The 5303-nt window shown below is 37.2% G+C and carries 4 protein-coding genes; all 4 read right to left on the reverse strand.

Going from position 1 to position 5303, the window contains the following annotated elements; genetic code table 11:
* Positions 1-352 precede the first annotated feature (352 nt).
* Positions 353-1408, reverse strand: a complete 1056-nt coding sequence (locus V7266_RS21770) for a HupE/UreJ family protein (RefSeq protein WP_335470881.1) — start codon at positions 1406-1408, stop codon at positions 353-355.
* 106 nt (positions 1409-1514) lie between these two features.
* Positions 1515-3053: a phosphoesterase gene (locus V7266_RS21775; RefSeq protein ID WP_335470882.1), complete on the reverse strand. Its 1539-nt coding sequence runs from the start codon at positions 3051-3053 to the stop codon at positions 1515-1517.
* A 325-nt stretch (positions 3054-3378) separates the two neighbouring features.
* The gene (locus tag V7266_RS21780; RefSeq protein WP_335470883.1) at positions 3379-3753 is read right to left on the reverse strand and encodes a hypothetical protein; all 375 of its coding nucleotides are present in this window, start codon (positions 3751-3753) and stop codon (positions 3379-3381) included.
* Between the two features lie 19 nt (positions 3754-3772).
* Entirely contained in the window at positions 3773-5254 is a 1482-nt protein-coding gene (locus V7266_RS21785) for an FTR1 family iron permease (RefSeq protein WP_335470884.1), read from the reverse strand.
* Between the last annotated feature and the right edge of the window lie 49 nt (positions 5255-5303).

Here is a 5303-nt window from a genome sequence, read left to right on the forward strand (position 1 = left end):
CCAAGACTCGCTACGAGCGAATGGCTAGTTCTTACTCGGCGGGAGTCCCACCCGCTATATGATACGACCTAGGCTCGGCCGCACACCTGCCAAGTTAGCTCAATAAGAACAGCCGCCAAAAACGGCAGCTGACTTCCTAACCAATATGAAATAAATTTATATATTTACTTATACTGAATGAATAAATAACAATACTAAAACAACTATAAAAGACGTCTTTTGAATAATTTTTGGTTATGACTGTAAAAAATAATATTAGTCGACAAAAATAAAAAAGTGGTACCCAACTTACATTGACTGGGTACCACTTTTTATCTCTATACTCTTTAAACTTTGCATTTTATCCCTATACTTAAAAAGCTCTCTGAATAAACCAAACAAGACCAAATGCTAAAATTGCTGCTGAGGTTCCTGGAATGACCCATTTAACTGGTTTCACGGTTAACTTCTTAACCCATAAAATAATCGGGAAAACGAGCGAAACAATTAATAGTTGACCGATTTCGATTCCGATATTAAAAGATAAAAGTGATGCGACCATATGGTTCGTATCTAATCTCATTTCAGAAAGAATTCCTGCAAAACCGAATCCATGGATTAACCCAAAAGCAAAGGCAAGCCATGGCTGGTGTTTTGAGTCTTGATTAAAAATATTCATAAGTGCTACATAAATAATACTTAATGCAATAGCTGACTCTACAAATCTAGTTGGCAGGTGAACAATGTCTAAAGTTGCCAGAGCCAAAGTAATACTGTGTGCAATTGTAAAGGCTGTTACTAAGGAAAGAATATGACGAATGGTTTTCGCCCCAAATAGCAAGCTAATGACAAAAAGAATATGATCATAACCAGTGAAAATATGTTTTAATCCCAGCGTTAAAAATTGTATAGCGTTCTGCATGAAACTTATGTTGCCAATTTCAAATTCCCTAGATTCGAATGTCAAAATCTTTTCTTGTTGCTTCCCGTCCATTTTTACTGTGGCAAAATTGGCATGACTTGGATCGGAATCATCCATAAACATATTATATTGAACCACTAATTTTTCTGGCTTATGGTTTGTTTTGTATTCCATTTTTATTACGGCAAACGGACGCTCCTTAAGCATTTCTATATCCGTTTTCAGTACATTGCCCTCAAGTAATTCACTATCACCATAAATCTTGATATGGGAATTGATATAACGCTGCACAATCTTATTGTTAATTAACTCCCTTTCATTTGTTGCCTTATTAAGGGCGTGCCCCAGTTCTTCAAGATCGAGCTTCAACTCGTAATCTAACGATTTATTTTTGACTACAATGTTAGAATACCCCTCACTATTATTGGTATGAGCAGATGCTGGGGAAGGAAAAATTGAACTAAATGTGAGTAAGAGGAGAAAAATCGAGTACCATACCTTTTTCATAAGATCCACGTCCATTTCCTTTTGTTTTCAATTCAAGGTTGTTGTGACATAAGATAATAGAAAGACGAGGAGTGTTAAATCCCCCCTCGTCTTTCCATTTCCTCAATTACTTATCTGCTTGGATGAATATCGGATTTGAGTAGAACCAAAGGTCATTCCATGGATTCTCTCCTTTTGGATCCTGCACCGGTTCTAATTGATCCGTGTTAGTACCACGTAAACGAATATAGCTATCTTTGTCCACGTCTTTTAAAGTATAAGTAATGGTGATGTATTCACCATCTTTTTTCCAGTCGCTTTCTGTGAAACGCTTTACAACTTTTGTTGTCGGATTAGAAGCTGTTGAGCGGTCTTCCACTTTTCCATTCACTTCTCCCATGATTAAGTCAACGCGTTGAACATTTGGCTTATCTCCATGAGAGTTCGCAGCGTTTAAATCTTTGATGCGGACTGTTACTGTTACATCAGATTTCTTACTTGGAAGTGTAAGTGTTTCACCGATTGATGCTGAGTTTCCTTTTGCCTCTGCATGCAATGGTGATTTGCCTCCTGCTTGAACTTTAACATCAAGTTCTGAGATTAGGTCACCCGTTGTTACAAATACATTCCCTTGACGAAGGTTTTCCATTACATCTTCATAATTTTTCTCTGCTTTTACATATGTTTTAGAATATTCACCAGGCCAGAAGTCACTTCCTCCATCACGCCAGTTAACATGTGAGTCAGAAGTAGCTGTAATCCACCAGTGTCTTCCTTCACCTAGCATCGAATCCCATAAACCACCAACGATAGCACTCATCTGATCGAAACCACCCATTGTTGGAGCGTTTGCGTTTGAGTAGCTGCCACGTGACCCCTTAGGATCAAGAGTGCCATCTGGATTAATAGCAGCTGCTTGGTGACCAGGAGCTCCTTCCATACCGATAGAGATATTTGGTGCTGTATCATTCCAATTACGGAACTCTTGCGGAGTATCTTGTCCCCATGCACCAACACCTGCCGCTGAACGGGATGGATGATGTGCGATAGAAATTGGAAGTTCGTCCATTTGTTTCATATAGTTAAGAGCTTCAATCATTTTTGATTCAGTGTTACGGCTTGGGTCATTTGGATAAGCTTCACGAGAATTAAACTTGCTTTCAAGATCATAAAGCACTTGTGACTCATTTTCCCCTTTTGGAATCATTAGCGTGCTGTGGTCAGCTCCTGGTGTATCAAGCTCCATTCCGTAGAATTGAAGAACGTCAGGAACAGCTTCACGGGATTTTAATAATTCAGGATATGCTTGTTCTAAGTTAACCTTGGAATGGTTAGGACCTCCATGATCGGTTGTCATCATCCAATCAAGTCCATACTTCTTACCATTTTCTGCATTTTTAACAATTGGATAAATGGCATCACCGCCTCGTATGGCAGTAGGAGGGGTTGTAGAATTGTCCCAACCTACACTCCATTCACTATGTACATGGTGGTCACCAGCTAGCCATGATGCACCATTCTTTTTCACCTCTTCTTTTGACAATGATTGTGCTTTAGCGTTTGGTTTACCACCGTCATTAAATAAAGTTTGCGTTGTAAGAGCCGTGGTCGCGAGAACTGTTGTGGCTATGAAAGGAATCGCCTTCTTCTTAAAGCCAGTTTTCATAATAATTTTCCCCTCTCCCTTTTTTAATTAAAATCTAATGTGATTTTAATCATTTTTTAATCTTTCTGACTTTTTTACTATAAACGAAAATTGTAAATCTATTATGAACTCATTGTAAAAATTTATTATTTACTATTTTTTTAAGGAAATTTTAAGTTTGATATGTTGTTAAACTAGCTTTGTAAACCACTATGTGGTGAAGCTAATCGCCTTGCGAATCCTAAACTCCAATTGTAGGATTAGTTCTTGTGTTCTCCCTCTGAACCGAACCTGTTAAATGGAGCCAAAAAAAGAGACCTTAGTAAAGTCTCTTTTTTTACAAGCATTATTTTATTTTCTCATCCAATTCCTTTAATGAAACCGTTAGCTGGTCATTTAGAGTACTTAAAGCTTCTTTATCAAGAGTTGCTGCTTCCGAACCAGCAATAGTTGGGTCTAGGTATTTTTCAATTTTTTCATAAAGATCTTTGTTGTCCTTCTTGACATCATCTTCGAATGAAGACCATTGATCTTCTAATTTTGGTCCAACCTCTTTTACTTTTGCTTGGTCCCCACTATCAATCGCGTTTGAAAGCTGTTCCGTTGTATCCAACATTTGAGCGACACCTTCTGATACTTTACTGTTATCAGAACTACAGCCTGCTAAAATTAAAGAACCTCCAAGACCGATAGATAAGACCAATGATGTTAACTTTTTCATAATAAATTTCCCACCTTTTTTAAATATTAATGTTTGTAGAAGTTTTAAGTTTTTTGCTTTTTATATTTTTGAACAAGAGAATAAAAGCTGCGATGAGTACTAGGATTATCTGTGGTATAGTGCTTTCCCATGATGGATAAAGTGCAAAAAATTCTATACTTGGAATGCTTTGAGAATTGGTAGTTGGGATGAATCCAGCTAATTGAAGACTGTGAATCCCCATTCCCATAAATTTAATGGATAAATAGAATACGATAATACTAGAAACTGTAAAGAATGGGCGAAGCGGCAGCTTTAATCCGACAAAAATCATTAAATACGCTAAGATACCCAAAATTACAGCTCCAATGAGGAATCCTAATAACAATGATTGTAGTTTTATTTGACTTGCCATACCGATGTAAAATAAGACAGTTTCAGTTCCTTCACGGAATACTGCTAGAAATGCAAGCACTCCCAAGGAAACGAGTTTACCAGTAGTTAATGCAGCCTGGCTTTTTTCTCGTATATATCGATTCCAATCAGCAATATTGGATTGGCTATGAAGCCAGTAGCTCATATAGAGTAACATGATTGCTGCAAATAGCCCTGTCCATCCCCCTATAAGGGAATTGTTATTACCAAAAGCGCCCGATGAAATAACGAATTTTACAATGATAGCTAAAATTACACTAACACCTAACCCTGATAATACGCCAGACCATATCCAAGCTTTCCCCTTGCCCTCTCCTGATTTGTTCACAAAGGACATAAGAGCGATTACAACAAGTAATGCTTCCAATCCTTCACGAATTAATATCATCGCTGCATCCCAATAAGTATATTGAGACTTATTAGCTAATGGTGAAAGGTAGTTAATCATATGATCAATTGTTTGATTTGCATCTTGATAATTTGGTGGATTATTAGATAGCATGGCTTGAATAGTAACCAAATCTCTTTCTGAATCACTATATACTGAGGCCGATTGGGCAACCACTATGCCTTCAACACTTAGCCAGCTGTCACTTGCGTTTTTAATCTCTTTTAATGCATCAGTTTGTTCTTGTTCTTTTACCGCTTTCTTTGTTTCTTGTAAAAGCAGGATAAAATCATCAAGTGTTATATCTTCTTTCTTAAAACCCGCTTCTTTTGGATAACCACCACTTGCGAATTTTTCATTTACGGCTTTTAAGTCTTTTAGAGCCGCCAAAACTTGATCTTGTTTTTTTATGGTAAAGGCATAAACGACCTTACCCATATTTGATTCAATATCTCGATATGCCGTAGCCGAATCAGCTTTTATGCCTTCTTCAATTTGTCTCCAAGTTTTGTTAAATTGATCATAAGCCTTTTCTGCTTCTGCTAGGTTCCCTTTAGAAGCTAAATCAATGGCTCGATCAACTGATTCCTCTGCCTTCTTCATATCTCCACTGGAATTATTAACTGCTAATGCAGGAGTATGTATCATTCCCATAAATAATAGAAGAATAGATATGAAAAGTAATATTTTTTTACCCATAAGGTCCCCCTTGTTGTATCATTCGATTGATAATGATTTTCAATATCAT

Source organism: Neobacillus drentensis (assembly GCF_036965645.1).
Lineage (GTDB): Bacteria > Bacillota > Bacilli > Bacillales > Cytobacillaceae > Neobacillus > Neobacillus drentensis_D.